This window comes from Sphingomonas sp. KC8, assembly GCF_002151445.1.
Lineage (GTDB): Bacteria > Pseudomonadota > Alphaproteobacteria > Sphingomonadales > Sphingomonadaceae > Sphingomonas_E.
On the sequence record NZ_CP016306.1, the window covers coordinates 4041200 to 4063503 of the forward strand.

Annotated in this window: 19 protein-coding genes, 2 tRNA genes and 1 pseudogene; 19 read left to right on the forward strand and 3 right to left on the reverse strand. The window is 61.4% G+C overall.

Annotated elements, in window-relative coordinates; genetic code table 11:
• The first annotated feature begins 26 nt into the window (after positions 1-26).
• A complete protein-coding gene (locus tag KC8_RS19355) occupies positions 27-1760 on the forward strand; it encodes an N-acyl-D-amino-acid deacylase family protein (RefSeq protein WP_010124569.1) in 1734 nt (577 codons plus the stop codon).
• Positions 1761-1859: 99 nt separating this feature from the next.
• Positions 1860-4154, forward strand: coding sequence for a TonB-dependent receptor (locus KC8_RS20555; RefSeq protein WP_010124570.1), 2295 nt, complete (start codon positions 1860-1862; stop codon positions 4152-4154).
• Between the two features lie 451 nt (positions 4155-4605).
• On the opposite strand, the gene KC8_RS19365 is transcribed toward KC8_RS20555, so the two are convergent.
• Positions 4606-4695: transfer RNA gene (locus KC8_RS19365), tRNA-Ser, on the reverse strand.
• A gap of 121 nt (positions 4696-4816) precedes the next feature.
• Here KC8_RS19365 and hspQ point away from each other — a divergent pair.
• Positions 4817-5197 carry a heat shock protein HspQ gene (gene hspQ / locus KC8_RS19370; protein WP_010124572.1) on the forward strand — a complete coding sequence of 127 codons (381 nt, stop codon included), beginning with the start codon at positions 4817-4819 and terminating at the stop codon, positions 5195-5197.
• 210 nt (positions 5198-5407) lie between these two features.
• Here the strand turns inward: hspQ and KC8_RS19375 are convergent, their stop codons facing one another.
• Entirely contained in the window at positions 5408-6067 is a 660-nt protein-coding gene (locus tag KC8_RS19375) for a PEPxxWA-CTERM sorting domain-containing protein (RefSeq protein ID WP_010124574.1), read from the reverse strand.
• Positions 6068-6488: 421 nt separating this feature from the next.
• Between KC8_RS19375 and KC8_RS19380 the strand changes: the two genes are divergently transcribed.
• From KC8_RS19380 to KC8_RS19390, 3 genes are all read left to right on the forward strand, one after another.
• Complete coding sequence (locus tag KC8_RS19380) at positions 6489-7595, forward strand: amidohydrolase family protein (RefSeq protein WP_010124576.1); 1107 nt, start codon at positions 6489-6491, stop codon at positions 7593-7595.
• A 5-nt stretch (positions 7596-7600) separates the two neighbouring features.
• Complete coding sequence (locus tag KC8_RS19385; protein ID WP_010124578.1) at positions 7601-8524, forward strand: hypothetical protein; 924 nt, start codon at positions 7601-7603, stop codon at positions 8522-8524.
• A 76-nt stretch (positions 8525-8600) separates the two neighbouring features.
• Positions 8601-9620 (forward strand): AraC family transcriptional regulator, encoded by a 1020-nt coding sequence (locus tag KC8_RS19390; protein WP_010124580.1) that lies wholly within the window; start codon positions 8601-8603, stop codon positions 9618-9620.
• A 20-nt stretch (positions 9621-9640) separates the two neighbouring features.
• On the opposite strand, the gene KC8_RS19395 is transcribed toward KC8_RS19390, so the two are convergent.
• Positions 9641-10735, reverse strand: a complete 1095-nt coding sequence (locus tag KC8_RS19395) for a DUF2279 domain-containing protein (RefSeq protein WP_232455587.1) — start codon at positions 10733-10735, stop codon at positions 9641-9643.
• Positions 10736-10965: 230 nt separating this feature from the next.
• Here KC8_RS19395 and KC8_RS19400 point away from each other — a divergent pair.
• The 13 genes and pseudogenes from KC8_RS19400 to KC8_RS19460 all read left to right on the forward strand — a co-directional run bounded on the left by KC8_RS19400 (position 10966) and on the right by KC8_RS19460 (position 22128).
• Positions 10966-11585: pseudogene (locus KC8_RS19400) on the forward strand (glutathione S-transferase family protein).
• Positions 11586-11682: 97 nt separating this feature from the next.
• Complete coding sequence (locus KC8_RS19405; RefSeq protein ID WP_010124586.1) at positions 11683-12552, forward strand: UDP-2,3-diacylglucosamine diphosphatase; 870 nt, start codon at positions 11683-11685, stop codon at positions 12550-12552.
• Positions 12549-13571, forward strand: a complete 1023-nt coding sequence (locus tag KC8_RS19410; protein ID WP_010124588.1) for a glycosyltransferase family 4 protein — start codon at positions 12549-12551, stop codon at positions 13569-13571. The genes KC8_RS19405 and KC8_RS19410 overlap by 4 nt, the downstream gene beginning before the upstream one ends.
• A gap of 101 nt (positions 13572-13672) precedes the next feature.
• On the forward strand, positions 13673-14353 hold the full coding sequence (locus KC8_RS19415) for a DUF1013 domain-containing protein (protein ID WP_083831200.1): 681 nt from the start codon (positions 13673-13675) through the stop codon (positions 14351-14353).
• Between the two features lie 100 nt (positions 14354-14453).
• Positions 14454-16130 (forward strand): long-chain-fatty-acid--CoA ligase, encoded by a 1677-nt coding sequence (locus KC8_RS19420; protein ID WP_029624400.1) that lies wholly within the window; start codon positions 14454-14456, stop codon positions 16128-16130.
• An 88-nt stretch (positions 16131-16218) separates the two neighbouring features.
• Positions 16219-16467, forward strand: a complete 249-nt coding sequence (locus KC8_RS19425; protein WP_010124593.1) for an exodeoxyribonuclease VII small subunit — start codon at positions 16219-16221, stop codon at positions 16465-16467.
• A 16-nt stretch (positions 16468-16483) separates the two neighbouring features.
• On the forward strand, positions 16484-17377 hold the full coding sequence (locus tag KC8_RS19430; RefSeq protein WP_010124594.1) for a polyprenyl synthetase family protein: 894 nt from the start codon (positions 16484-16486) through the stop codon (positions 17375-17377).
• Positions 17378-17380: 3 nt separating this feature from the next.
• Positions 17381-17881, forward strand: a complete 501-nt coding sequence (gene coaD / locus KC8_RS19435; protein WP_010124595.1) for a pantetheine-phosphate adenylyltransferase — start codon at positions 17381-17383, stop codon at positions 17879-17881.
• A 68-nt stretch (positions 17882-17949) separates the two neighbouring features.
• Entirely contained in the window at positions 17950-18648 is a 699-nt protein-coding gene (locus tag KC8_RS19440; RefSeq protein ID WP_010124596.1) for a peptidylprolyl isomerase, read from the forward strand.
• A gap of 20 nt (positions 18649-18668) precedes the next feature.
• Positions 18669-19697 (forward strand): tRNA preQ1(34) S-adenosylmethionine ribosyltransferase-isomerase QueA, encoded by a 1029-nt coding sequence (gene queA / locus KC8_RS19445; RefSeq protein ID WP_010124597.1) that lies wholly within the window; start codon positions 18669-18671, stop codon positions 19695-19697.
• Positions 19698-19742: 45 nt separating this feature from the next.
• A complete protein-coding gene (locus tag KC8_RS19450; protein ID WP_010124598.1) occupies positions 19743-20501 on the forward strand; it encodes an SDR family NAD(P)-dependent oxidoreductase in 759 nt (252 codons plus the stop codon).
• 108 nt (positions 20502-20609) lie between these two features.
• A tRNA-Gly gene (locus tag KC8_RS19455) sits at positions 20610-20683 on the forward strand.
• 212 nt (positions 20684-20895) lie between these two features.
• Positions 20896-22128 carry a tyrosine-type recombinase/integrase gene (locus tag KC8_RS19460; RefSeq protein WP_010124600.1) on the forward strand — a complete coding sequence of 411 codons (1233 nt, stop codon included), beginning with the start codon at positions 20896-20898 and terminating at the stop codon, positions 22126-22128.
• The last annotated feature ends 176 nt before the right edge of the window (positions 22129-22304 follow it).

Consider the following 22304-nt stretch of genomic DNA (forward strand, 5'->3'; position numbering starts at 1 on the left):
TCCATCATACGATAACGGGGGCAGGCATGGCGGTAGAAGCGGATTTGGTCATTCGCGGGGGCACGGTTGTCGATGGATCGGGCGGCGATCTTATCGACTGTGACGTGGCGATCACGGCTGGCCGGATCGTTGCGGTCGGCGCGGATGCCGCCGTAACCGGGCGTGAGGAAATCGACGCGCGGGGCAAGATCGTCACCCCCGGCTTCGTCGATATCCATACCCATTATGATGGACAGGTGACGTGGGAAAACAGCCTGTCGCCCTCGTCGGGCCACGGCGTCACCTCGGTCCTGCTCGGCAATTGCGGCGTCGGCTTTGCCCCCTGTCGCCCCGCTGATCGGGACCGGCTGGTGAAGCTGATGGAAGGGGTGGAGGATCTGCCCGAAATCGTCCTCACCACCGGCCTGCCATGGAATTGGGAAAGCTTCCCCGATTATCTCGATGTGCTGGGCAACCGCACCTATGACATCGATATCGCGACCCAGATTCCGCACGCCGCGCTGCGCGTCCATGTGATGGGTGAACGCGCGAGCGATCGGGAAATGGCCACGGCCGAAGATTGCGCAGCCATGGCGCGGATAGCGGGCGAGGCGATCGATGCTGGTGCGCTGGGCTTTGGTACATCGCGCACGCTCAATCACCGTGCCAGCGATGGCAGCCATATCCCGACGCTGGCGGCCGCCGAAAACGAACTGACGGCAATTGCACTGGCACTGCGCGAACGCGGCGCCGGCGTGTTGCAGGCGGTGTCCGATTTCACCGACGTCGATGCCGAACTCGCCATGTTCCGCCGCGTCGTCGAACGCAGCGGGCGGCCGCTCTCGCTGTCGGTGATGCAGTGGCATCAGGCGCCGGAAAAATGGCGCACGATCATGGACTGGACGCGCGACTGCAACGCCGATGGCCTGTCGGTGCGTGGCCAGGTCAGCGGCCGGCCGGTCGGCATGATGCTGGGCTTCGATCTCAGCTATCATCCGTTCGTCTTCACCCCGACGTTCAAGTCGCTGCTGTCTCTGCCGCGGGGCGAGCGGCAGGCGGCGCTGCATAACGCCGATGTCCGCCAGCGGATCGTGACCGAAACGCCCGATCCGTCCGACTTTCCCGGTGCGGCACTGTTGCGCATGTGGGAATTGATGTATCCGCTGGGCGAAGCGCCGGATTACGAACCCGCCCCCGAAAGCCATGTCGCGGCCCGCGCCGCGCGCCTCGGCGTCACGCCGGCCGAACTCGCTTATGATCTGATGATGGAACAGGACGGGCAGGCCGTGCTGATGCTGCCATCGGTGAACTATGCCCACGGATCGCTGGATGCTGCGCGCGAAATGCTGCGCCACGATCATAGCGTTTATGGGCTGGGCGACGGCGGCGCGCACCTCGGCTTTCTGTGCGATGCCAGCCTGCCCACCTTCATGCTGCAATATTGGGCGCGTGACCGGAAGCGCGATCGCCTGCCCCTGGCCGAAGTGGTTCGCGGGCTGAGCCACGATACCGCCAACGCCATCGGTCTCAACGATCGCGGGCTGCTGCGGCCCGGTTACAAGGCCGATATCAACATCATCGATTTCGATGCGCTCACCCTCGGCCCGCCGCGCGTCCATTATGATCTGCCGGCGGGCGGCCGGCGGATGATCCAGGCCGCAGCAGGCTACAGCGCGACCATCGTGGGCGGCGTTACCATCCAGCGCGATGGCGTGCCCACGGGCGCGTTGCCGGGCCGGCTGGTCCGGGGCGCACAACGGGCCGGATCGGTCGCCGCCTAGGCCGCACGCCTCCAATTTCCATTTTCAACAAGGCCATAGGCCCGACCGCGCAGCAAAAGCGCGGCGGGACCCGTGCGCCGGCTTCAGAGAGGATAAGCCATGAATCGCCTGTGGATCTCAGCCCTTGCCAGCACATGTCTGTGCAGCCTTAGCCCCGCTTACGCCAACGAGGCCGCGCCGGTTGCCGGCGCCGCCGGCGGGATCGAGGATATCGTCGTCACCGCGCAGAAGCGGGCTGAAAATCTGCAAGTCACCCCGATCGCGATCACCGCCTATACGGCCGATACGTTGACGGCGATGGGTATTACCGCCGTCGCCGATGTCGCCGCGACGACGCCTAGCCTCTATTCGGCGCCTTACCCTAATTCGCCGACGACGATTCAACTCTATATGCGCGGGCAGGGCACCAATAATCCATTCCAGATCACCAAGGATGGTGCGGTCGGCCTGTATCTCGATGGTTTCTATCTCTCGCGTCCGCAAAGCGCGACGATGGATCTGGCCGATATCGAACGGATCGAAGTGCTGCGCGGGCCGCAGGGCACGCTCTACGGCCGCAACACCACGGGCGGTGCGGTGAACATCATCACCAAGAAGCCCACCGGCGAAATGGGTGTCAGCGAAAGCCTCACTGTCGGCAATCGCGATCACATCCGCAGCCTGACCAATGTCGATCTGCCGGCGATCGGCAATCTCGCGATCAAGGGCACCTTCCTTTACAGCACGATCGATGGCTGGACGAAGAATGCAGGGGGCGAAGATTTCGGCCTGCGCCAGCAAACCGCCGGTCAGATCGCCGCCCGCTGGACGCCGGCCGATACGGTGACGGTGGATTACAGCTTCGATATCGGCCGCGTCCGCAGCACGCCGCTTTATTTCTCCAACCCGGATCTGATCGGCTTCATCCCCGGCTATACGGTGTCGCGCAAGCAAACCTATCGGCCGATCGATCTCGACAGGAGCGAAATGAACTTCAACGGTCATTCGCTCACCGTCGAATGGGAAGCAAGCGATGCGCTCACGATCCGCTCGCTCAGTGGCTACCGGCGGGTCAGTTCGCAGACGATCCAGGATTATGCCGAAGTCTATAGCACGCCGTCCGCCAATCGCGTCACCGGCATCCGGCCCTATGACGATATGGAAACGCGCCAATATTCGCAGGAACTGCAGTTCGTCGGATCGATCGGTGATCGCATCGATTATGTCGCCGGCCTCTATTATTTCCGCGAAAAGGGCGATCACTATCAGGACACGCGCACCGTGCTGGCGGCGGCCGGCGCGCCGGCGGGATCGGTCCGCACGCAGCGGATGATCGATATGCTGTCCGTCTCAAAGGCTGCTTATGCCCAGGTCACCTGGGCCACGCCATTGCTCGATGATCGCGTCTCATTGACCGGGGGGCTGCGCTACACGCGCGATACGCGGCGCGCATCGCGCGATCTCAGTTCGGTGTTCACCCAGCCGGATGGCACCAGCTTCAACGCCCGCCCACCCGAAAATGATATTACCAACCAGCAGCGCTTCTCGCGCTTCAATCCATCGGTGACCGCCAATTTTCAGGCGTCCGACGATCTGATGCTCTATGCGAAATTCTCGACCGGCTACCGCGCCGGCGGTTCGGACGAAAGCGCGCTGTTCTTCGCCGAAACCTTCGGGCCAGAAAGCGTAACCAATTATGAAATAGGGGTTAAATCGGATTGGCTCGATCGTCGCCTGCGTATCAACCTCGCCGGTTTCGTCATGGATTATAAGGAAATCCAACTCGATCTGCCGCTGCGACGCAATGATCCGACTATCAACCAGACTATCAACGCCGGCAAGGCGCGGATCAGCGGGTTCGAAGGCGATGTCACGATCGCACCGATCGATGATCTGCTGCTGACGGCATCTTACGCCTATCTTCACAGCCGGATCAAAACCGTAAAGGCCCGCGCCGGCACGATCCTGGACCCGGCCGTGAATCCGGATTCGGGTTTCACGGTTGGCCAGAATGTCGCCTCTCGCTTCGGCCAGGCCTATGCGCCCAAGCACGCCTTCTCCGGTGCGGTGGATTATACCTTCCTGCGTTTCGATGGCGACAGCGGTACCGTCGTCGTCCACGCCAATTATCAATGGAAGGATGCGGCCTTCGCCAGCAGCCCGGTAGGTCCCGCCATTGTCGGCCGCGATTATTGGGCGATCCCGGCTTATGGCACACTCGATGCCCGGCTGACGGTGAACTTTGAACTGAAGGGGGGAGATGCCAGCGTCGCTCTATGGGGCCGCAACATCACCGACCGGGCCTACCGCGCAACGGTCACTGCGATCGGCGCACCCGCCACGGGCTATACCGGCCAGACGTTCGCTTACGGTGAACCGGCAACCTACGGGCTGGAATTCAAGTTCGCATTCTGAATGCGATGTTGTTGCCCAATAAAGGCCCTGTCAGGTCATTTAGGGGGCAACAACGTCACTCTCGCTCGATCCCGATTTTAGGTCGTGAACCCATAACGCTGGTGGCGGTAGGCCGATGTGAGTGAGCCGCTCCGGCTTTGCCGGAGGCCGGTCAGCTGAAGCTGAACTGGGGCGCCGGATTTGCCACCCGAACGGCCGGATCGTCGGTGGACACGGCAATAGCAGCAGAGCTGCCGGCGAACGGCAGTTGTCACCGGTGCGGGGGCTAAAGGCGCCGAGCCTGTTCTTGACCACAGTTAGGTCTTGAGAACCCGACCGGGGATTCGCTCAAAGCGGCGCCAATAAATGAGGGGCATGGGTGATGCGCGTTCCGCTCGACAGGCCGCCGCAATTCGGCGCTAGGGCAGGATCCCAAAAATCTGAAATTTCGCTTATTTTTTTTAAAGGAAAGTGGCGGAGAGGGTGGGATTCGAACCCACGGTACCGTTACCGGCACAACGGTTTTCGAGACCGTCCCAATCGACCACTCTGGCACCTCTCCGCATTCGAGGCAGGCCACCCGGAGCCGGGTGGTGTGTCGATGGACGGGGCCATTAGCGGATGAAATCGGGCTTGCCAAGCGTCCTGCTTGCGTCCGGCCCGACAAAGCCTAGATAAAGGGTATGATGAAGGATATTTCGCTTTCCCTGGATCGTCAGGCGCAGCTGGTTGCCCCGGCCGTGACACATGCCCGTTTTGCGATTGGCGACGTTGTACGGCACCGGCTGCTTGAGTTTCGGGGGGTGATTTTCGACGTCGATCCCGTTTTTGCCAATAGCGAAGAATGGTATGACGCCATTCCGGAAGGCGTCCGTCCCGCACGGGACCAGCCTTTTTACCACCTGCTCGCCGAAAATGCCGACAGCAGCTATGTCGCTTATGTCAGCCAGCAAAATCTGGAGCATGACCAGAGCGACGAACCTGTCGATCATCCTGCCATTTCAGGGATTTTCGATGATTATCGTGACGGCCGCTATCAGTTGCGGCGTGAACATCGCCATTAAGGCCGCGTCAGCAGCATGGTGATGGGGCAGACGGCGTAGGGTAGTGCGCGCGAAAAAGGGTGTGTAGAGTCTCCGCGCGTGCACCGCGAACGAGGCCGCGGGTAAGCTGAACGGCCGTTCGCACGAAGACCGTGGCCTGCGGCCGGAACTGGTGGATGAAAAAAAATGGCCCGCCAAAGGGTGGCGAGCCATTCTTCCCCCGATGTAAATTCAGGCGACAGTGGGTGTCAGCGCCTTGCGGCCATAGCGCATGGAGCCACCGATCAGGCCAAAACCACAAATCATCATGAGCCATGCCTGGGGTTCAGGAACCGCGCTGGAACTGATGCGGATGATATAATCATCATAATCGCCATCCGAGCTGCCGCTGTCGTTGAAGCCGAAAAACAGGTCGTTCGCAGTGTAGGAATTGCCGCCTTCACCGCTGAGATTTCCCGGCAGGAACACCGCGACCTGCCCTGCGCCAAGCGCCGCGCCACCGCCGCCCAGGCCATTGCCGTTGGACAGGAAGTTGATCGTGCCGCCCAGCGCGCCGTTGGAGTTCTGGGTGAACGAAATCAGGAAGTCATTGAGATCCCAGGTATCGTTGTTTTCGGCATAGGCGTTGGTGGTGTTGACCTGCACCCAATCGGTGAGCGCGCTTTCCGCCCCGACCCGATAAACGCTGATCAAAACCGGGGCGCCGGTAACGCCGATGCTGTAATTGGTTGCCTTGCGGGTGAGGCCGAGACCCGCCAGCTGGGATTCGAAATCATTACCTGTTCCGGCAATATTCGTCACACCGGAAATGCCGCTGGCCACGAGGGCTGCCTGCGCGGGCATCGCAAATGCCAGTGTGGCCGCTGCCGCGAGTAGGAATGTCTTTTTCATAACGCCTCCTCTGCTCAATTTCTGCGAAGATTATCGCAAGAAGCGGGCCAGAATCGAAATGTGATCGATTCCGATGGCTTGTGGCTGAACGGAGAAAGATGTGATGCGAATATTGTAAAGATAGCCGACTCTATTGTGCCGATAGTCGAGTGGCGCGCATTTTACACGATATGAATTGCGATGTCCGTTGGGTATCCCGGTTTGGCTTACCTGCTGAATTTCGCGGAAATATCACTGATTCTGACTGGTATGCGGCACCGCATGGTTGCCTGGCGGGCGCAAGGCTTGGTGCGTGGCATCGGCTCTCGACGTCCGATTTTGATCCCTTGGCTGTCACCTTCTGATCTTTTCACGTCCGGGGATAATTCATAGCCTCATCCCCGGCGGGCCGAAGCCCGGACAATGATAATGGAGAGGCCAGATGGCAACCGCACCCTCGATCGCGCCGGACGAAAAGCTTGTCTCTGTCGATTCTCACGTCTTTTACACCGACGAGTGGGTGACGCCGCGACTGCCGGAACGGCTCCGTCAGGGCTGGATCGACGGCAATAAGAAGTATCAGGCGCTGGAACTGGCCAAGCGCGGTGGCTTCATTCCCGATATCAACGATATCATGGATCCCGTGGCGTGGAACGATCCGGGCCATTACGAACCGCATGCCAAGCTCAAGTCGATGGATCGCGACGGTGTGTTCGCCGAGGTGATCTTCCCCGAAGTCGGTGGCGCCAAGATGTGCAGCCCCGAAATCATGGGCAATGACTGGAAGGAGATGTTGTCGGGTTTCAATGACGCCATTGCCGATTTCGCGGCGGTCGATCGGCAACGCCTGATGTGTGCCTATCAACTGTTGCCGCACGATGTGGATGCGTCGGTGAAGGAAGTCGAACGCGTGGCCAAGCGCGGCGCGCGTTGCGTGCAGCTGCCGCCTTTCCCCACCGAACTCGGCCTGCCTGATTATTTCGACCCGCGTTATGATCGGCTGTGGAGCGTTATCCAGGAAACCGGGCTGACGATCCTCAACCATCTCGATAATAATGAGAAGGGCTATGACCTGATCAAGCGCGATCCGACGCCGATGAAGGGCGTGGCGCTTGGCCTGCCGGGCTTCCAGCTTGCCGAAACGATCTGTTTCTGGATTCTGTCGGGTACGCTGGAGAAATTCCCGAAGCTCAAGGTGTTGTTCGTGGAGCCGGGGCTGGGCTGGCTGCCGTTCCTGTTTGACATGATCCTCGATGGCCGCATCATTCAGGGGCATTACAGCTTCCCCAACCTCAAGCTGCTGCCCAGCGAATATTTCAAGCGGCAGATGGGGGCGACGTTCATGTATGAGCCGCTTGGCCTCAAATATTGCTATGAATATTTCGGTCCGGATTGCCTCTATTGGTCCACCGATTTCCCGCATCCGGCGACGTCCTGGCCCAATTCGCGCGCGCTGATGGAAAAGCAGTTCACCGCTGCCGGCATTCCCGATGCGGATCGTCGCAAGATCGTGTGCGACAATGGCCTGAGGATGTTCGCGACGAACTGACAGGCATGACAAACACGATGGCGTTCGACACGCCGATCGAACGGCGCGACGGCCACATGATGGGGTCGTCGCGTCGCCCGCGACAGATGCTGGGCGATCAGGATTTCCACGGCGCGGCGACGATCCACGACGATGCAGTCGCCCAGGCCATGGGCTTTGCCGGCGGCACGATCGAAGGGCCAACCCATCTCAGCCAGTTCGCGCCTTTAGGTTATGCCACCTGGGGACGGGACTGGTTCGAACGTGGCTGCCTGTCGATGCATTATCGCGCCGCCTGCACCGACGGCAATGTGGTGCGGGCATTCATGGCCGAGCCGGCCGGGGGCGTGGCTGCGATCCGCACGGAACGGGCGGATGGCGTGGAGATCCTGTCGGGCACCGCATCAATCGGTGCAGATGCCGCAAGCGAGCTGGATCGACGGCTGGCTGGCGCACAGGCCCCGGCTGAACGGATCATCCTGCGCGACGTGGCCGTTGGCATGATCCGCCCGCGTGAAACGGTATGCGTGGGTTTCGATGATCATATGGGATCGCTTTACCCCTTTACGCTGGCGCAAAAGCTGGCCGCCATAACCGAGCCTTCGCCCTGGTATGCCAGTGGGGAAAATCCCTGGGGGCGACCGATCCTGCCGTTCGAAATGGTCAGTGTTCTCGTGAACCAGCTGTTCGACAGTGATCCGTTCCCGGTGCGTGGGCCAACGGTAGACCTGATCGTGGATCATGAGGTGCGGATGATTGCCGGGCCGTTGTTCGTGGACGAAATCTACGAGGTCGAGCGCGCGGTGGTCGGGTTGAGCGGGAGTAGGCGTACAGAAAGTCTGTGGGTGCGATCGCGGATATTCCGATCGGGTGAAATGGAGCCGGTGGCCACCGTGCTTCAAAACACGGCCAGCCTTATCGAAAGCCTCCCGGGTCATGCCGCTGGCTGAGGTTGCATCACCTGCCTTGCCAAGCCCTGCCCGATCATTAAGCTCGTCCTGGCCTGGACAATCGGGAGCGGACCAGATGGCTGCGGCCATGCTCATCGATCATTATGCGCGTACCTTTCTCGCCAGTGCGGAGCGTGGCGGGCTTGATCCTGCGTTGGTTGCGGAAGGGCGGGTGCCGGTCGCCGGTCGTTATGACGGGATGGCGCTATCGGTCATCTCGCGGAATGCGAAGCTGATGATGGGCGATGAATTGTGCGGGCTTACGGCACATCCGCTGCGTGCCGGCGCGTTCGCCCTGATGTGCGAGATTGGCACGCTGAGTGCCACGGTGGGCGAGGCGCTGGACCGTGCGTTCCGTTTCTATGCGGTGGCCACAGAAGATATGGCGTTGACGCTGGCCGACGATGGCGCACACGACGCGGTGGTTACGGTTTCGATCCCCGATACCGGGCATGATCCCGCACGGATGCTGCCCGGCTGGTGGCTGATCTTCTGGCAACGCTTCGCGCAGTGGCTGATGGGCGAGAAATTTGCCGCTATCGCCGCCGAATTGCCGGGTGAACCGGCGGTGCCGATGCGCGAATATCTGGAGGTGATGGGCTGCGATTGCCGGTTCGGTGCCGAAATGGCGCTACTGCGTTTCCCCCGTTCGATCCTTGCCCGGCGGGTGGTGCGGGTGCCCGCGGATATCCCCCGCTTCCTTGCCCATCGTTCGGTCGATATGCTGACGGTGGATGATGTCGGGGATGGGCTGGTGACTGCGATCCGTTCACGGATGCGCGCGCACCTTGAAAGCCACCATGCCTTGCCCAAGCTGGAAACGCTGGCCGAGGGCCTTGGCATGTGCGGGCAGACCTTGCGTCGCCGGCTTGAAGCCGAAGGTTCCAGTTACCGCGCACTCAAGGCCGATGTCCGTCGCGAGGTAGCTTTGCTTTGTCTCCACGACGGTTCAATCCCGATCAGCCAGATCGCGGCGCGCGCGGGTTTCGCGGAAGCCAATGGCCTTGCCCGTGCGATCCGTGCGTGGGCCGGTGTTTCGCCGACCGCCTATCGCCGCATGGTGCTGGACCAAACCGGGCAGACGGCGGCGCATTGAGCCGGGACGGGGCGTATCGCTTAATCGACGTGAATTGCGGTGTAGGGGACTTGCAGATATTCAAGTACCCCGCCTGCGGTGCGGCCAAGCCCGGATGAAGGGTTTTTGAAGAACAGTTCCCGCAGGTTGAGGCCGACACCGACAAAAGGCTTGCGCTGTGGTTCTTTGCCGCGTGCGCGATCCTGCGCCGTAAAACCCCGCGCATAATAGCCTGCATGAATTTCCACGAAGCGTAGCGGACTATTTTCGAGTTTTTCGAAGCCCGATAGCTTCAGTGCAAACAGGAAGCGTTGCTGGGCAAAGTGGCGTTTGCCTTCGAACGTGTAGATATCGGAATTCGGCATCAGGAGCAGACGGAAATCGAGCTTTTCCTTCAGGCCGGGAACGGTATTGCGCAAGAGCGAAAATCCCGCGCCTGCGGTGTTGGCGATGACGTCCTGCACCGAAAAACCGCTTGTCGCTTCATGTGCGTCATACAGTTCGCTGTAGATCATCAGGCCGGACGCCAGCAGCGCTGCGGTCAAGGCGCCACCGCTGGCGCCATCGGTTCTACGGTTGATACGGGTATGGAGAAATTCGGCGATCAGATAGGAATTATATGCGTGCGTGAACTTGTCGACGCCAACGTTCGAAGTCGATTTTCCGAACCAGCCTTCATTGTGAAAGCGAAAGGATTGAGGGTCCTTGATGACTTTCCCGGCGTTTATTGCCGTCATGTACGCCGCCAGGCCCGCGACCTCCCATTTGACCGTATTCATCTGGCTTCCGAACGAGGCGTAACGTCTTTCGTCGATCGCGATTGAAGGCGCGTCGGGCTGTGGCGGGCCGGGCAATGGCCTCTGATACGGGGCAGTGGGGGCGAGATTCCAGTCAGGGCCAGGTTCAGGCGTCGCCGAAATTGGATCGGGTGCGCCATACATGGACGGTGACATGCCTATAGGATCGGCCGGTCGTTCCGATGAGGTGCTGGAGTTTGTGGCCGCAATGGTTTGGGCTTGCGCAGATTGCAACGCCGCAAACCCAAACAGGAACGGCAGTATGATTGCGGATGAAAGGCAGGCCATCTTTTGCGTGCGCCTCGAACCCTTAAGGCGCGCCGCAATGACAGCTTTCAACGCCGATACTCCTGTATGTTCATCAGTGGCTTAGGCAATTTTATCATCGAGGTTGTCAATCCGACGAGTCGGTATTCCGTTCGTATTGGATGGTGAAATTATGTAAAATGTTCGCATGATACCGGGTTGCCTAGCTGCATCTGTTGGTTCTTACGGTCTGATCATAATTTCACCTCGGGGATGTTGGGCAGCAGCGGCTTCTGCGACGCGGTAACCGAACGGAGCAGCCCATGGTCCCTTTGATCCTCCACGAATATGCAAGAAGCGGGAATTGCTACAAAATCAGGCTGACGGCGGCCTTGCTCGGCGCCCGATCGAGCGACGTGAATATGATATTCTGGCCGGCGCCACGCGGACGCCCGAATTTCTGTCAACGATAAACGCCAATGGCCGTATCCCGACGCTCCAGATCGGTGATCGTTTTCTACCCGAAAGCAATGCGGCATGCATATGGCTTGCGGATGGATCGAGGCTGATCCCGGACGATCGGTTCGACCGCGCCGATATGCTGCGCTGGATGTTTTTCGAACAATATAACCATGAGCCGAACATCGCGACCTTGCGTTTCTGGCTCGCTTTTGTCGGCCTGGATGCGCTGAGCGAAGTTCAGATTGCGGCGATCCCGGCGAAGCGGGCAGCTGGCGACGCCGCGCTGGCGGTGATGGAAAAACATCTTGCGGCAGGGGAGCGATTCTTCGTCGGCGGGGCGCTCAGTCTCGCCGATATCTGTCTTTATGCTTACACTCATGTCGCCGAAGAAGGCAGCTTTGATCTGACGCATTATCCGGCGATTTCCGCGTGGATCGCGGCAATTGGGCGGACGCCCGGCTATATTCCGATCACGGCCTGATGCGGGCGGCCGGGGCTTCGTTCCGGTGATGTTCGAACTGTAACAAAACTCCGCGATACGCTGCCGGATAAGCCAAAAGCGTAAAGGGGGGCCGCCCGTGAACGCCATCACCCGGATTGCTGCCGTTGCCGATCTCGCGGATTATCGCGATCCGGTCTTCATTCACCCTGAACGTGAGGGCGAGCGGCGGCGTTACCGCACGATATGGGTATCAGACGTCCACCTCGGTACGCGTGGTTGCAACGCCGATATGCTGATCGATTTTCTCGACCATACGGACAGTGAAACGATGTACCTGGTCGGCGATATCATCGACGGCTGGCGCTTGCGGCGGAAATGGTATTGGCCTGCCAAGCATAACGACATCGTCTGGCGGGTGATGAAACGGGCCAAGCGTGGCACCCGTGTCGTTTATATCCCCGGCAATCATGATGAGATGTTCCGCCAGTTCACCGGGATGACGTTCGGCGACATCGAAATCCGTCGCAAAGCGATTCATGAAACGGCGGACGGCCGCAAGCTGCTTGTGTTACATGGCGACGAGTTCGACACCATCATGCTGGCGCATCGCTGGCTCGCTTTCCTGGGTGATGCTGCCTACGAATTGCTGATGCGGCTGAATGTTTTGGTCAACGTCGTTCGACGGCGTTTCGGCCTTCCATACTGGTCGTTGTCGAAGCACGCCAAGCACAAGGTGAAGAATGCGGTCGAGTTCATCTCCCGATTTGAGGAGGTGGTGGCCCATGAGGCGGCGGTGCGGCATGTCGACGGCGTTGTGTGTGGCCATATTCACAATGCCGAGATGCGTGAGATAGCCGGTGTCGCTTATTATAATGATGGCGATTGGGTGGAGGGTTGCACCGCCCTTGTCGAGCATTTCGACGGGCGGATGGAGGTCCTTCACTGGGCCGATGAGATCGCAGCGCGGACGGCGGTGCGCGCCGCAGCGCAAAGGATTGCGGCGTGAACATCGTCATTGTCACCGATGCCTGGACACCGCAGGTGAACGGCGTCGTTCGCACGCTTCAGGCGGTGGCGGGGGAATTGGCGGCGATGGGCCACCATGTCATCGTCATTTCGCCGGATATGTTCCCGTCGATGGCGTGCCCGACCTATCCGGAAATAAGGCTGGCATTCGCCCTGGCGCAGCAGGTTGGCCGAAGGATCATGGCAGCGCGCGCGGGCGCGGTGCATATCGCGACCGAAGGCCCGTTGGGACTGGCCGCCCGGCGCTGGTGCCTGCGTCACGGTATCGCTTTCACGACAGCCTATCACACCCAATTTCCGGACTATGTTGCCCGGCGGACCAAGCTGCCGGCGGATTGGGTATGGCGGTATATTCGCTGGTTTCACGCGCCGTCCGCCGCTGTGCTGGCATCGACGCCGACAGTGCGGCGCACCTTGGAAACGCATGGCGTTGGCAATGTCCGGCCGTGGGGGCGGGGGGTGGATCTCGCGCAATTCCACCCCGATGCCGCGCCGCATCCGGCCTATGCGGGATTGCCCCGTCCGATCCTGCTGCATGTCGGCCGGGTTGCGGTGGAAAAGAATATCCGGGCCTTCCTTGCGGTGGAGAGGCCGGGAACCAAGGTGGTGGCAGGTGACGGCCCATTGCTGGCGGCGCTGCGCCGCGAATATCCGGACGTGCTATTTTTAGGCGGGCTTTCCGGTGATGCGCTTTCGGGCGCTTATGCGGGTGCAGACATACTCGTCTTCCCCAGCCGAACCGATACATTCGGACTGGTGATGATCGAGGCGCTGGCCTGTGGTACGCCTGTTGCGGCCTATCCTGTCAGTGGCCCGATCGATGTGCTTGATCCCCGATCGGGATGCATGGCGGATGATCTGGGGATGGCGATCGACGGGGCGCTTGCGCTCGATCGTTCTGCCGCCGCCGCTTATGGTCGCGGCTTTGGCTGGCGGACGAGTGCCGAGCAGTTTCTGGCGGCGCTGGTTCCGGTGTCTTCGGCTCTGCGCGCAGCCTGAATCCCATTCTTCTTGCTCTCAGCGCCCCTGCCGATTACATCAGGGCGACGCATCGGCCGCTCCGCAAGGGGCGGCCCTATTTATTTCTGGAGGATGTTCCCGTGGCACAGCCGCTCATGCCCCATGCGACCGCATCCTGGCTGGTCGACAATACGGCGCTCAGTTTCGAGCAGATCGCCGCGTTTTGCGGGCTGCACATCCTCGAAATTCAGGCCATCGCCGATGACATGGCCGCGACCAAGCTGACCGGGCGTGATCCGGTTCGCGCGGGCGAGCTGACGCTGGCTGAAATCGAAAAGGGCCAAGCCGATCCCAATTATCGGCTTGCGATGCCCAAAGGGCCGGAACAGGTGCGTCGTACCAAGGGGCCGCGTTACACGCCGGTGTCCAAGCGGCAGGACAAGCCGGATGGTATCGCCTGGATCATCCGCAACCATCCGGAAGTATCAGATGGCCAGATCAGCAAGTTGATCGGCACCACCCGCACCACGATCGCTGCGATCCGGGATCGTACCCACTGGAATATCGCCAATATCACACCCAAGGATCCGGTTACGCTGGGCCTGTGTTCGCAGCGCGAACTGGACGCGATCGTTGCCAAGGCCGCCAAGGCCGCTGGTATCGAAGCACCGGTTGACGACCGTCTCGAAGGCGATCGCGAAGCGTTGATCGACGAACTGCGCACCCAGCGTGATGCCGCTGCCCGCGCCGCCGATGCGGCGCTGAGCGGTGAGACGCCCGGCACTCTGCCCGGCGGTTTCATCGATCCGTTCAAGAAGTAACTCCTTCCCACCGTGCGCCACCGCAACATGGCGCACGGTGCTGACGCGGCATCGGTTCTGCCGGTTTACATCATCGACGCACCCGGCTTACGTTAGCGTCATGAGTGATCCCGTATCCGTTTGGCATCAGGCCTACCGCCACCCCGCTAGCTGGGAAATGCACTTCCCGCCGATGAGCCTGCCGGCGATGTTCGAGGCATCCGCCGCGCGCTGGCCGGATCGTGCGCTCATCGATTTCATGGGCCGCAAATATAGCTATGCCGAAACGCTGTCCGGCGTTCGTCGTGTCGCAGCCGGGTTGGCGGCACTCGGTGTCGGCAAGGGCGATCGCGTCGGCCTGTTCCTGCCCAACACTCCCCACTATATCGCCGCTTATTATGGCGCGCTGATGCTCGGTGCGACCGTCGTCAATTTTTCGCCGCTCTATACGGTGGACGAACTTGCGCACCAGGTTGCGGATTCCGGAACGCGGATACTGTTCACGCTGTCAGCCACGGCCTTGTTGCCCACGGCGCTTGCGGTGATGGAGAAAAGCGCGCTGGAGCATCTGGTCGTCGGCTCGATCGCCGGCGCCTTGCCTGCCACCAAATCGCTTTTTTACCGATTGTTCCGCGGGTCGGAGGTGACGCGTCGGCCCGATGACCCCCGGATTATCCCGTTTTCGGCCCTGATCCACAATGACGGGAAACCGCCCGCCGTGGCGATCGATCCGGGAACGGATGTGGCGCTGCTCCAATATACCGGCGGGACCACCGGCACGCCCAAGGGGGCCAAGCTGACGCATCAGGCGATGACGGCCAATGCCCGCCAGATGGTTGCGATCGATCCGCATCGCGATGATATCGATCGCATCATGGGCGTGTTGCCGCTGTTCCACATCTTCGCCAATGCAGCGGTGCTCAACCGCACGGTGATGGCCGGCGGGGAAATCATCATGCTGCCGCGCTTCGACGCAGGGCAGGCGCTGGCGGCGCTCCAGCGGACGCGAGCCACCAGCATGCCGGGCGTGCCGACCATGTATCAGGCGCTGCTCGACCATCCGAAAACCGCGACGACTGACTTCGCCTCGCTAAGGGTCTGCATTTCCGGCGGTGCGCCGCTTGCCGCGGAACTCAAGACGCGGTTCGAAGCTGTGACGGGCGCCAAGCTGTGTGAAGGTTATGGCCTGACGGAAAGCGGCATTGCCAGCACCAATCCCTATGAAGGCGAAAATCGCGCCGGTACGATCGGCCAGCCGCTGCCGGCGACGATTTTTCGCCTGGTCGACCGGGACGATCCATCGCGGCCGGCGGCAGATGGCGAGCCGGGCGAAATCGTCATTCATGGGCCGCAGATCATGGCCGGCTATTGGAATCGCCCGGATGCAGATGCCGCAATCTTCATCGATGGGGGATTGCGCACCGGCGATGTCGGGCTGATCGACGCCGATGGCTATATCCGCATCGTCGATCGGCTGAAGGACATGATTTCCGTGGGTGGGTTCAAGGTGTTTCCCAGCCAGGTTGAGGCTGTGCTTTATACCCATCCAGCGGTGAAGGAGGCGCTGGTGATCGGCATTCCGGATGTCTATCATGGTGAAATACCCAAGGCTTTTGTGACACTTAACGCGGGGATTGATGCGACGGGCGAAGAGCTGCGCGACTGGCTCAACCCGCAATTGGGCAAGCATGAGCGCGTTGCGGCGGTGGAAATTCGGCTCAATCTGCCGAAAACGCTGATCGGCAAACTCAGCCGGAAGGAACTTGTGGCCGAGGAGCGGGCGAAAGCGGCGCTTTGATCGGCGGATCACGCCTTCTTGTCGAAACAGCATCAACGATCGTCAACGCCTGCTTGACCCTTGCGCGGACGGCGGCCACAAGCCGGGCATGGGCCAGGATGCAGACATCATTTCCGAACTGTCGTTTGAAGACGCGCTGAAGCGGCTGGAGGCCATCGTCCAGCGGCTTGAAAGCGGTGAGGAAACACTCGACAATTCGATCAGGCTTTATTCGGAAGGCGATGCGCTGCGCGCCCAGTGCGAAAAGCGGCTGAAGGATGCCCAGGCCCGGATCGAAAAGATCGGACTGGGCGCCGATGGCCGACCCACCGGAGCGCAGCCGTTTGATGCCAGTTGATAGCAGCGATAGCGACATGCGGCAGTTAACCCTGAAGCCGGCGATGGAAAAGGTGGCCGTCGAAATCGACCGCCATTTCGATCTGCTGCTGGAAGTGCCGGACGATGCGCGGCGCGTGCTGTACGAAGCGATGCGCCATGCGGCGATCGGCGGGGGCAAGCGGTTGCGGCCGTTGCTCGTCTGCGCGGCGTGCGACCTGTTTCACGTCGATCGCGACGCGGCGATGCGGGTCGCCGTCGCGATCGAATGTATCCATGTTTATTCGCTGATCCATGATGATCTGCCGTGCATGGATGACGATGATATCCGGCGCGGAAAGCCGACCGTCCACAAGGCGTTTGACGAGGCGGCGGCGGTGCTGGCGGGCGATGCCCTGCACGCCGTTGCGTTCGAGATCCTGGCCGACGAGGCCACCAGCGCCGATCCGTTCGTGCGGATCGAACTGGTCGCCGAACTGGCCCGCGCATCGGGGCCGGGGGGCATGGCCGGCGGGCAGATGATGGATCTGGCAGCCGAAACCGAAAGTTTCGACCTGTCGACCGTTACCAGGCTTCAGCAATTGAAGACCGGCGCCCTGATCGGTTTCTGCCTGGAGGCAGGCGCCATCATGGGCCGGGTGCCGCCCGAGGGACGCGGCCGTTTGCGTGGCTATGCGCGCGACATCGGCCTGGCCTTCCAGATCGTCGACGATATTCTGGACGTCGAAGGGGACGCCGGCGCCACCGGCAAGGCGGTGGGCAAGGATGCCGCGGCCGGCAAGGCGACTTTCGTCTCGCTTCTGGGGGTCGATCGGGCGCGCCAGCAAGCCGAAATGCTTGTCAGCCAGGCGGTTTCGCACCTGTCCAATTTCGGTGCCGAGGCCGATCTGTTGCGGGCGGTGGCCGATTATATCATTGAAAGGGATCGTTGAGCGATGCGTGTGGGAGTTTATCCGGGCACGTTTGATCCGATCACGTTCGGCCATATCGATATCATTCGGCGCGGCGCCAAGCTGGTCGATCGGCTGGTCGTGGGACTATCGACCAACCCGGCCAAGACGCCGATGTTCACCATCACCGAACGGCTGGAGATGATCCGCCGCGAAGTCGCGGCCATTCCCGGCGATATCGAAGTGGTTACGTTCGATTCCCTGTTGATGGATTTCGCCGACCGCGAAGGCGCGCAGATCATCGTGCGCGGCCTGCGGGCCGTATCTGATTTCGAGTATGAATATCAGATGGCGGGCATGAACCAGCAACTCAACGATCGGGTCGAAACGGTCTTCCTGATGGCCGATGTCGGCCTTCAGCCGATCGCATCGCGGCTGGTGAAGGAAATCGCGCTATATGGTGGCGCGATTGACAAGTTCGTTCCCACAGCCGTTGCCGCCGAGGTAAAGGCGCGGGTCGCGGCAATCGGGGTCAAGGGCAGCTGAGCATTCAGCCGCCGGCAATGCGTTTAGGGGCAGGGCGCGGTATAAGCCCTACGGGAGATGAAGCGTCGATGCGTTTGAAGCTGTTGATGGCCGCCTGCACCGGCCTGTTCGCATTCCATCCCGCCATCGCGCAGGAGGCCGCACCGACGGTGCCCGCGCCGGTGACCGCCCCTGCGATCGATCCGGCGAACATACTGGATCTGGAACTGTCGACCGGCGGCACCGTGAAGATATTGCTGCGCCCCGACAAAGCCCCGAACAGCGTTGAACGGATCCGTTCGCTTGCCAATCGCGGCTTTTATGACGGCCTGGTCTTCCACCGCGTCATCGAAGGTTTCATGGCGCAGACCGGCGATCCCAAGGGCGATGGAAGCGGCGGATCCGACCTGCCGGACGTGAAGGCCGAGTTCAACGATCTGCCCCATGTGCGTGGTGTGATGTCGATGGCGCGGGCGGAAGCGATCGACAGCGCCAACAGCCAGTTTTTCATCATGCTGTCGCCCAATCTGCGGCTCGACGGAAAATATACCGCCATCGGCCGGGTGATTTCGGGGATGCAGTATGTCGATACGATCGAGCGGGGGGAGCCGCCGGCCAACCCGTCCAAGATCGTGCGTGCCCGCACCGAAGCCGCAACGCCGACCTTGCCGGTGGCGGCACCCGCACCCGCCGCACCGGATTCTACGGCGCGTGACGAGGAAGCGGCAAAGGCCGTGAAAAGCGTGCTGAACGGCGAGATGCAAGAGGAAGGCAAGCCCAAGAAATAAGCCCGGCCAAGGTAAGCACGATGCGCGTCGACCTGTTCGATTTCGATCTTCCGGCCGAACGGATTGCGTTGCGGCCGGCGTCTCCGCGGGATTCCGCGCGCATGCTGGTGATCGACGGGGATCGCACAGACGATCGCATCGTCCGTGACCTGCCGGATATGTTGCGGCCGGGTGATTTGCTGGTCTTCAACGATACCCGCGTCATTCCCGCCCAGCTGGAAGGGCAGCGGGGCGAGGCGCGGATCGGCGCCACGCTCCACAAGCGCGAAGGACCGCGCGCCTGGCATGCCTTTGTGCGCAATGCCAAGCGGGTGCGCGATGGCGATCGCATCGAATTTGGCGCGGGCGTGACCGCCATTGCGGTATCGCGTGGCGATGACGGGGCGATCCTGCTGGAGTTTGAAGGCGACGAGCCGGTCGAACTGCTGCTGGAGCGGGCCGGCCGGATGCCGTTGCCGCCTTATATTGCCGGTAAACGTGCGGCCGACGCGCGCGATGCCGATGATTATCAAACCATGTTCGCCGCCGAGCCGGGGGCGGTGGCGGCGCCAACCGCGGCGCTTCATTTCACACCCGATCTGATGGCCGCGCTGGACGCCCGTGGCATCGGGCATGTCACGCTGACTTTGCATGTCGGCGCGGGTACCTTCCTGCCGGTCAAGGCCGAGGACACCGTGGATCATCGGATGCACGCCGAATATGGCCGGATCGATGCGCAGACCGCCGACCGGCTAAACGCAGTGCGCGCGGCCGGTGGGCGGGTGATCGCGGTCGGCACGACATCGCTGCGCCTGATCGAAAGCGCCAGCGGAGAAGATGGGCAGGTCCGCGCCTTCGATGGCGACACGGCGATCTTCATCACGCCGGGCTATCGCTTTCGCGGCATCGATGGGCTGATGACCAATTTCCATCTGCCGAAATCGACCTTGTTCATGCTGGTTTCGGCGCTGATGGGACGGGAGCGCATGCAGGCGGCCTATGCCCGCGCGATTGCCGGTGGCTATCGCTTTTATTCGTACGGCGACGCAAGCTTGCTGCTGCCGGGATGAATATGCGAAGATCATGTATGTGTATAAAAACAAAGAGGATATCGAATGAGCTTTAACGGAAAATCGGTGCTGGTCACCGGTGGCGCTTCGGGCATCGGTTATGCCACGGCGGAACTGTTCACGCGTTCGGGCGCGGACGTGGTGATCGCCGACATCAACGAAGCCGGGCTGAATGCGGCGGCGGACAGGCTGAGGGCCGCGCACGGCGGCACGCTGCATGCCGTGGTATGCGATTCCGCCAATCCGGATTCCTGCACGCACTTGATCGATGAAAGCGTCCGCCTGCTCGGCAAGCTGGATATCGTCTGCAACATTGCCGGCGTTCTCGCCAATGGCCCCACCGACAGCTTTTCCGATGAAAAGTGGCTGCAGGTGCTCTCCGTCAATCTGAACGGGCCTTTCTTCATCAGCAAGCGTGCGATCCCGCACCTGCTCGAAACGCAGGGCTGCATCGTCAATGTCGCGTCCACGGCCGGCCTGGTCGGCATTCCTTATGGTGCGGCCTATAGCGCGTCCAAATCCGGCGTGATCGGCCTGACCAAGGCGATGGCCGCGGAATATTCGCGACGCGGCGTACGCGTGAATGCGATCTGCCCCGGGCATGTACTGACGCCGATGACGTCGTCTGGCGCCGATTTTGGCCCCGGCACGGACATGGAACTGATGACCCGGCTTTTCCCGTTGACGGGCAAGGGTTCCGACCCGTCCGAAATGGCGGCGGCGATCGCGTTCCTGGCATCCGATGCGGCGATCAACGCCACCGGCACGATCCTGACGATCGACGGCGGCCAGACGGCGATCTGATCCGATCCGGGGCGGCGGCACGGCCAAAGCCGCGCGTGCACGCCGCCCCCTGAACACCGATTGCCAAGTGCGCCGGACCGCGCTATCGGGCCAGTCGCACCGGGCATCGCGGGTATGATGTAATGGTAGCCTGTCAGCTTCCCATGCTGAACGCGCGGGTTCGATTCCCGCTACCCGCTCCAATTTGCTGTCCGCCGATGTTCGTAACCGGCTGGACAGCCCCCTGAAATCCCCGATATTCAGCGGTTATCAGGCCGCAAGCATTCGCCCATGTTCGCATGCAGCCACCAGCCGGTGGGGGTATGATTGGGGGGTATCTGCAAAACGGCCAACTCGATACCCCCACGCTTGGGGGTATATTGGGGGTATGGACCCCCGAGAGGCTAGGAAGTCCGTGGCTTTAACCGATGTAGCAATCCGCAATGCCAAGGCCGGTGCAAAGGCGATCAAGCTGGCGGACGGCGGCGGCATGTTCCTGCTTGTTACGTCAGCCGGGGGTAAACTCTGGCGGCTCAAATATCGTGTCGATGGACGTGAGAAGCTATTGGCCATCGGGGCCTATCCCGAAATCGGACTTGGCGAGGCTCGCCGTCGCCGGGAGGAAGCGCGGGAACTGATCGCGCTAGGCAAAGACCCGTCGCGGGAAAAACAGCGCGATAAGGTCCGCGCGCGCATACAGGCGGCGGACACGTTCAAAGCGATCTGCGATGAATATTGCGAAAAGCGGCGGCGCGATGGGGTGAAGGGCTGGGCACCGGCGACAGCCACGCGAAGCGAATATCTTCTGTCACTGGTTTGCGGATCGATCGGCAAACTGCCCATTGGCGAGATTGAGCCGGCGGACGTGTTGACGGCCATTCGTCGAATCGAAGGCAAGGGGAAGCTGGAAAGCGCCCGGCGCAGCCTGCAACTGGCGGGCGCGGTGTTCCGCTATGCCGTGGCGACGGCGCGGCTGGCGTCGGACCCGACGCGCGATCTGCGCGGCGCTCTGACCGCGCCAACCGTTACCCATTATGGCGCGATCACCGATGCAAAGAAGGCGGGTGAATTGCTCCGCGCCATTGATGATTATGAGGGCAGCGGCATAACCAAGCTGGCCTTGCAGATTGCGCCCCATGTTTTCGTGCGGCCCGGCGAATTGCGCCATGCCGAATGGAGCGAAATCGATCTGGACGCCGCGCTCTGGATCATTCCTGCGGGCAAGATGAAAATGCGCAAGGCGCACCATGTTCCGCTTTCGCGGCAGGCCGTTGACCTGTTCCGGGAAGTACGGGCCATCACCGGGCCAGCCGGCTACGTGTTCCCGTCGATCCGCACCCGCATCCGTCCCATGAGCGAAAACACCATAAACGCCGTGCTGCGGCGGCTGGGCTATGCCAGCGACGAAATGACGGCGCACGGCTTCCGCGCCATGGCTTCCACGCTCTTGAACGAAAGCGGCAAGTGGAACCCGGACGCAATCGAACGCGCGCTTGCTCACGGCGATACCGACAAGGTGCGCGCGGCCTATCATCGCGGCACGCACTGGAAAGAGCGAGTGGAAATGGCGCAATGGTGGTCAGATTATCTGGATCAATTGCGCAAGGGGGCGGACATTGTGCCGCTGCGCACAAGTGGCACTTCCTGATTATCAGGATTCATTTCCCCGGGTTTCGTGATGTGGGCTAGGCGCTGCCTATTGAATTTTCCCCGTCTGTTCTCGTAACTTGAGCGCCGGGGATAGGCAGGCCAGCCGACAAGCACGCATCCCACGTGTTTCCCCGCTTCATCTTGGGAGCCGCGAGGGAAGTGGATTGGGCGACG

Excerpts from the sequence above, each read along its gene's own strand:
- KC8_RS19390 (WP_010124580.1), top strand. The coding sequence starts at position 8,601 with ATGGCTGCGGCCATGCTCATCGATCATTATGCGCGTACCTTTCTCGCC.
- hspQ (WP_010124572.1), top strand. The coding sequence starts at position 4,817 with ATGATGAAGGATATTTCGCTTTCCCTGGATCGTCAGGCGCAGCTGGTT.
- KC8_RS19430 (WP_010124594.1), top strand. The coding sequence starts at position 16,484 with ATGCGGCAGTTAACCCTGAAGCCGGCGATGGAAAAGGTGGCCGTCGAA.
- KC8_RS19375 (WP_010124574.1), bottom strand. The coding sequence starts at position 6,067 with ATGAAAAAGACATTCCTACTCGCGGCAGCGGCCACACTGGCATTTGCG.
- coaD (WP_010124595.1), top strand. The coding sequence starts at position 17,381 with ATGCGTGTGGGAGTTTATCCGGGCACGTTTGATCCGATCACGTTCGGC.
- KC8_RS19380 (WP_010124576.1), top strand. The coding sequence starts at position 6,489 with ATGGCAACCGCACCCTCGATCGCGCCGGACGAAAAGCTTGTCTCTGTC.
- KC8_RS19420 (WP_029624400.1), top strand. The coding sequence starts at position 14,454 with ATGAGTGATCCCGTATCCGTTTGGCATCAGGCCTACCGCCACCCCGCT.
- KC8_RS20555 (WP_010124570.1), top strand. The coding sequence starts at position 1,860 with ATGAATCGCCTGTGGATCTCAGCCCTTGCCAGCACATGTCTGTGCAGC.
- KC8_RS19385 (WP_010124578.1), top strand. The coding sequence starts at position 7,601 with ATGACAAACACGATGGCGTTCGACACGCCGATCGAACGGCGCGACGGC.
- KC8_RS19355 (WP_010124569.1), top strand. The coding sequence starts at position 27 with ATGGCGGTAGAAGCGGATTTGGTCATTCGCGGGGGCACGGTTGTCGAT.
- queA (WP_010124597.1), top strand. The coding sequence starts at position 18,669 with ATGCGCGTCGACCTGTTCGATTTCGATCTTCCGGCCGAACGGATTGCG.
- KC8_RS19450 (WP_010124598.1), top strand. The coding sequence starts at position 19,743 with ATGAGCTTTAACGGAAAATCGGTGCTGGTCACCGGTGGCGCTTCGGGC.
- KC8_RS19440 (WP_010124596.1), top strand. The coding sequence starts at position 17,950 with ATGCGTTTGAAGCTGTTGATGGCCGCCTGCACCGGCCTGTTCGCATTC.
- KC8_RS19425 (WP_010124593.1), top strand. The coding sequence starts at position 16,219 with ATGGGCCAGGATGCAGACATCATTTCCGAACTGTCGTTTGAAGACGCG.